Source organism: Hungatella hominis (assembly GCF_014288005.1).
In the GTDB taxonomy this organism is placed as follows: Bacteria; Bacillota; Clostridia; order Lachnospirales; family Lachnospiraceae; genus Hungatella; species Hungatella effluvii.
The window spans coordinates 1-5,517 of the sequence record NZ_JACOPB010000042.1; the positions used below are offsets into that span (position 1 = coordinate 1).

The window sequence follows — 5,517 nt, forward strand, 5'->3', positions numbered from 1 at the left end:
ATTATTAAGAATGCAATGTTTACGGCTGCTGACGATATTAATGACAAATTTGCAGAAATGCCAATGACTTTTGCCGATGTCGGGCAGCTTATGGCAAATAACGCATTGGAGGCTTTCGGCCCCACAATGGAAAAGCTAAATACCCTGCTGAATAGCAGTGGAGCGCAGACACTTCTGGCTGCATTGAATGAAGGTATTGCGGCGATTGCAGAGGGAGCCAACTGGCTGATTGATGCATTTATTCGAGGTGATCCCATTGTAAGAACTTTTTTTGCGGTTGCTATTATTATGGCAGGCTTATGGGCTGGGCAGATGCTTGTAGCAGCTGGAGCTACTCTTGCGGCACACTGGCCGTTGATTTTGATTATCGCTACTCTGGGGGCTATTGTTTTAGCCCTGACGTCTACTGGAGTAACCTTTGCGGATATATTTAGCTTTATCGGTGGATTACTTGGAGCATTTTACGGAACAGGGTATAACATTATATCCAGCCTGTGGAATTTATTCATATCATTTGCTGAATTTTTGGCAAATGTATTTCACCATCCTATACAGGCAATCGTTAATTTATTTATCGGAATGGCTACTAGCGTTCTTACCATTATCAAGGATATTGCAACGGCAATCGACGGAGTATTCGGTTCTAATTTGGCGGGAGCAGTCGGAGGATTTTCAACTAAACTAAAGTCATGGGGAGACAGCTTTAAAGCTGATGATTACGTATCTTTGGACGATATGCGGATGGATACGAAAGATATCGCCGCCACAGCAGAAGCATGGGGAGAAAAAGGAAAGGGTGTTGGGGATTTCATTGACAAATGGGATTTTGGAAGTGCTTTGGAAATTGACCCTAATGCAGGTGGTATCGACTACAGCCAGTTTGCCACTACTGGTAATCCGGCAACTGTGAAAGGAACCGGAAAAGGTGGCGCGGTGAAGGTCGAGAATGAAGAGGATATCGAATGGATGCGCAGGCTTGCAGAACGTGATTATATTGCCCGCATCTCCCAAAATACGCTTGCACCAAATATCAAGGTGGAATTCAACGGTCCGATCACCAAAGAGGCAGATACCGACAACATCATGAGTCATGTATCTGAACAGCTCAAAGAAATGATTGCAACTGCTCCAGAGGGGGTGCCGGCTTAATGTCATACTCAGTATATTTCAAATATGGCAGCAAGAAGTATAAGCTTCCGGTCAATCCGGAGGAGATTAAGAGATCAAGAGAACTTAATATCGAAACGTATCAGGTGTTGGAGGAAGGGCAGGTTTCTATCCCTTCCTACTGTGCGTTGGAGGAGTTCAGCTTTGAGGCTGAATTTCCCAGTCAGGACGTTAATTACATGGAGCCGGGCACAGAGGCTGAAGCAGACTATTACGAGAAGATGTTCCGGAAGGCTCAGAAGAATAAGAAGCCGATCCGGTTCATTGCATCGAATGATATTTCAGATGATATCAGCGTCAAGGTGCTGGTAAAGAGTGTAGAGGTAGTGGAAAAAGCAGGAGAAGAAGGGGATAAGTACACATCATTGACACTCATGGAGTATAAAGGGGCCGGAAAAAGGTATGTAGCTATCCAGACTCCTGATGCTACGGTAAAACAGGAGGAAACGCCGCTTGCTGAGAATCCTGCGGTAACTGCAAATAAAACACACACAGTACAGTCGGGAGATACATTGTGGGGGATAGCTAAGAAGTATTATGGCAATGGCTCCCAATATCTGAAGATTATGTCAGCTAATCCAGATATTAAAAATGCGAACCTGATCTATCCCGGGCAGGTATTTACAATTCCGGCATAGGAGGTGTATATGGAAGTATTAGTCGAAACAGGAGGATATATTTACGATATATCGGGCATGTGTACAGAGATATCGTGGTCCGATGCGCTGAATGATGGATCCAGCAGCATGGATATCTCGTATATCAATGATGATCTTATATTGCAAAACGGAGATGTTGTTCGCCTGACTGATAACGATCAGGCTGATGGCATCTTTTTTGGATCTGTTTTTAAGGTATCCGGCGACGAATCTGGAATTATTAAGGTTAAAGCCTATGACCAGCTGCGGTATGCAAAAGCAAAGGAGATCATTGTGTTGGAAAATGGGACGCTGAAGAACCTGGTACAGAATATGTGCACCTTTTTGTCTCTGAAACCCGGTACACTGGAGGAACCGGGATATGTGTTACCGACCATTGCAGATTCGGATAAAACATGGCTTGATGAAGTGACGCAGGCCATCTCTGATACGCTGATTGCGACACAGGAGATGTATTGCGTTCGTGATGAGTATGGATCCATATGTCTCTGGAATATGCGAAATTTGCAGCTTCCGCTTGTATTGGGAGACCGGAGCCTGTGTACCGGCTACAGCTGGGAGAAGTCTATTGATGATGATTTTTATAACCGGATCAAGGTAGGCTGGAAAGATGAGGAAAGCAAGAAAATGGATGTAGGTGCCGCAGCCGATCAGGAATCCATAAACCGGTACGGGCTGCTCCAGTATTTCGAAACATCGGCTTCTGGAATTGATAATGCGGCAAAAGCACAGGAACGGGCGAACAGTCTTCTGAAGCTGTACAACCACGAGAAGGAAACGCTGAAGCTGGAATGTCTGGGAGATCTCCGGGTGCGTGCCGGAAACAGCATCTATGGAAGCATAGATGAGATTGGACTGGGCCACAGGCTGATCGTGAAAAAGGTTACCCACGATTTCCTGCCGGTTCACACGATGAAAGTTGAGGTGATGGCCGGTGAATGACAGGAATGGAGCGAACGAACTATTTAATGTCATAAAAACGATAGTAAACAATTATCTGAACAACCGGAAGGTGGCTGCGGTAGTAATCGGGGAGTACAAAGGGAACGCCGTTATGGTCGGGAACCTTCCGATCCCCATGAGCATGATAACCGGGAATATGGTATCGAAGATAGCTGCCGGTGATAAAGTCAGACTTCTTCGCAACGACGGTGGCCGGGAGTATTATATTCTGGAGATCATCGGGAAGCCATATCAGACAGGAGGTTAACATGAAACTTACAACCGGCATAGTACTCCAGGAACGGACTTTTGAAGGAAAGACTTATAAAGTATCGACCTGTAAGATAGAAGGGTATGTAGACGATCTGGAAGCATTAAAACAGGCTATTTATAAGGTAATTGATACCGAACAGTATGAGTACCCCATATACAGTTTCAGTTATGGAATTGCATGGAAAGAGCTGATCGGAGAGGAGCAGCCCTATGTACGGGCAGAAATGAAGAGAATGATACAGGAAGCACTGTTGCGTGACGACAGGATACAGGAGGTTGATGGGTTCAGCTTTTCTTTTACTGGTGACACGTGCCAGTGCTCTTTTAATGTCTTCAGTATTTATGGGAATATCGAAATAGAAATGGAGGTACCTGTATGACATATGAGGAGCTGTTACAGGCCATGCTGGACAGAGTACCGAGTAACGTGGATAAGAGGGAGGGAAGTATCATATATGACGCTCTGGCACCTTGTGCGTACTTTCTGGCACAGCAGAATTTCCAATTGGAAAACTATCTGGATCTGGTCTTTCCGGATACCGCAGTCGGCGAGTATCTTGACAGGGCAGTAGCTGCATATGGTGTGACGAGGAAACCGGCCAGCGCTGCAGTGCGAAAAATGATAACAACAGGAGCAGTTTCGATTGGCAGCCGCTGGGGGCTAAACTCCCTGGTCTATACTGTCACAAGGGAACTGGCGTCTGGTACGGAGTACGAGGCTCAGTGTGAAACTCCGGGTGACATTGGAAACCAGTATTCGGGATCCGTGCAGCCGATATCAAATATAACGGGAGTGACCGCAGAACTGACTGACCTCATAACAGCAGGAGCTGACGAGGAGACGGATGGGGCTCTGCGGGAGAGATTCCTGCAAAAAGTGCAGCTGCCAGCCACATCAGGAAATGCATACCACTATAAGTTATGGGCTTTAGATGTGCCGGGTGTCGGAGATGCCAGGGTGTTTCCACTGGACAATGGTCCCGGTACCGTGACAGTCCTGATTGTGGACAATGATAAAAATATAGACACATCTCTGGAAAGCGCAGTATCGGCTTATATGGAAACGGTCCGCCCCATCGGAGCGAATGTCACGATCGACAGCCCGTCTTCCATAGCTGTCAACGTCGTGGCTGATGTTACCCTGGACGGCAGCAAAGTCAAAGATGATGTGCTGCGGGCATTTAAGGCAGCCCTGGAAATATACCTGAAAGGTCTGGTATTTACAGACTATCGTGTCAGTTATGCAAGGATCGGGAGCCTGCTCCTGGCCACGGAGGGGGTACAGGACTATGATAACTTAAAATTGAATGGGGCCATGGCAAATGTAATTATTGCTGATAAGGCCATTCCGGTTATAGGAACCGTAGATTTTTCGGAGGTGAGGATGTATGGAGCTAATTAAGCTGCTTCCGGATTACTATTCCGAAAATGAAACTATGAAGATGCTGCAAAGTATTCTGGCAGAACAGACAGATGGCCTTGATACGAAAATGTATAAGACTATCGATAACTGTTTTGCGGGATCTGCCTTGGATGCACTCACACGGTATGAACACTTACTTGGCTTGATCCCTGATGCCGCTAAATCTGATCGGTATCGCCGGGAACGCATTAAGGCGAAGATATCCGGGGCCGGAACTACCACGACTTCCCTGATCCAGAATATTGCGGAAAGCTTTACAAACGCGGCTGTTGATATCGTGGAGAATTTTCCTTCGTATACAATTACTGTCCGTTTCACGGGTACATCGGGCATACCTGGGAATATGTCAGATATCAAACAGACGATAGAAGAGGCCGTGCCGGCTCATTTGAAGGTACTGTACGAGTATATTTTTAATACCTATGGAGCAGTTGGAACTTTTAGTCATGCAGAGTTGGCGGCATATACCCACGAAAGGATTCGTGGCGGTCATCTTAAAAATAGAATTCAGGAACTGCAAGCCTATCAGCACACTGAGCTGGCACAGCTGACACACAATGAATTATCGAAAGGAGAGTTACCAAATGGCAACTAATACGACAAATTATAATTTCAAGAAACCAGATGAGAGCGATTTCTACTCAGTTCAGGATCAGAACAACAACTGGGATAAGGCTGATACCGCACTCAAAAATTTAGATACTCCCACTTTTGAGGATTACTCTGGCAGTACGACGGCCCCAGATGCTGCGACAGCAATCAATAACATTAAAAGTAAAGGGAAATTGTCCACAATATTAAGTAACATGAAAGCAGCGTTTAAGGGCGCATGTCTGATCGGCCAGATCGTAAACAACTGCGTGACCAATAATGCGAAATTGCCGCTCTCGGCTGCTCAGGGAAAGGCGCTGATGGATCTGTATACTCAGTTAAATAGTGATTTAGCGAACAAACTTGATAGTAGCGCTATAATTGCTCAATACAATAAACTCCAGATTGGGAATGTAAAAATACAATACGGAAAAATGGAGTGTATAGTAAATTTTAACGGGC

At 45.7% G+C, this 5,517-nt stretch carries 8 protein-coding genes; all 8 read left to right on the forward strand.

Going from position 1 to position 5,517, the window contains the following annotated elements; translation table 11 throughout:
* Positions 1-1,149, forward strand: a 1,149-nt coding sequence (locus H8S75_RS31955) for an ABC-2 family transporter permease (protein ID WP_490400388.1), incomplete at its 5' end; no start/stop codon positions are given.
* Positions 1,149-1,805: a LysM peptidoglycan-binding domain-containing protein gene (locus H8S75_RS31960; protein WP_187024922.1), complete on the forward strand. Its 657-nt coding sequence runs from the start codon at positions 1,149-1,151 to the stop codon at positions 1,803-1,805. The genes H8S75_RS31955 and H8S75_RS31960, both read left to right, overlap by 1 nt.
* 9 nt (positions 1,806-1,814) lie before the next feature.
* Entirely contained in the window at positions 1,815-2,768 is a 954-nt protein-coding gene (locus tag H8S75_RS31965) for an XkdQ/YqbQ family protein (RefSeq protein WP_187024923.1), read from the forward strand.
* Positions 2,761-3,036 carry a hypothetical protein gene (locus H8S75_RS31970; RefSeq protein ID WP_006774110.1) on the forward strand — a complete coding sequence of 92 codons (276 nt, stop codon included), beginning with the start codon at positions 2,761-2,763 and terminating at the stop codon, positions 3,034-3,036. The genes H8S75_RS31965 and H8S75_RS31970 overlap by 8 nt, the downstream gene beginning before the upstream one ends.
* A gap of 1 nt (position 3,037) precedes the next feature.
* On the forward strand, positions 3,038-3,421 hold the full coding sequence (locus H8S75_RS31975) for a DUF2634 domain-containing protein (protein WP_187024924.1): 384 nt from the start codon (positions 3,038-3,040) through the stop codon (positions 3,419-3,421).
* Complete coding sequence (locus tag H8S75_RS31980) at positions 3,418-4,443, forward strand: baseplate J/gp47 family protein (RefSeq protein WP_187024925.1); 1,026 nt, start codon at positions 3,418-3,420, stop codon at positions 4,441-4,443. The genes H8S75_RS31975 and H8S75_RS31980 overlap by 4 nt, the downstream gene beginning before the upstream one ends.
* A complete protein-coding gene (locus H8S75_RS31985; protein WP_187024926.1) occupies positions 4,430-5,059 on the forward strand; it encodes a putative phage tail protein in 630 nt (209 codons plus the stop codon). The genes H8S75_RS31980 and H8S75_RS31985 overlap by 14 nt, the downstream gene beginning before the upstream one ends.
* On the forward strand, positions 5,049-5,517 hold a 469-nt coding region (locus H8S75_RS31990; RefSeq protein WP_187024927.1), incomplete at its 3' end, for a hypothetical protein. The genes H8S75_RS31985 and H8S75_RS31990, both read left to right, overlap by 11 nt.

Bases quoted from the DNA above. Each gene is read 5' to 3' on its own strand.
- H8S75_RS31985 (WP_187024926.1), top strand. From the start codon at position 4,430: ATGGAGCTAATTAAGCTGCTTCCGGATTACTATTCCGAAAATGAAACT.
- H8S75_RS31965 (WP_187024923.1), top strand. From the start codon at position 1,815: ATGGAAGTATTAGTCGAAACAGGAGGATATATTTACGATATATCGGGC.
- H8S75_RS31960 (WP_187024922.1), top strand. From the start codon at position 1,149: ATGTCATACTCAGTATATTTCAAATATGGCAGCAAGAAGTATAAGCTT.
- H8S75_RS31975 (WP_187024924.1), top strand. From the start codon at position 3,038: ATGAAACTTACAACCGGCATAGTACTCCAGGAACGGACTTTTGAAGGA.
- H8S75_RS31980 (WP_187024925.1), top strand. From the start codon at position 3,418: ATGACATATGAGGAGCTGTTACAGGCCATGCTGGACAGAGTACCGAGT.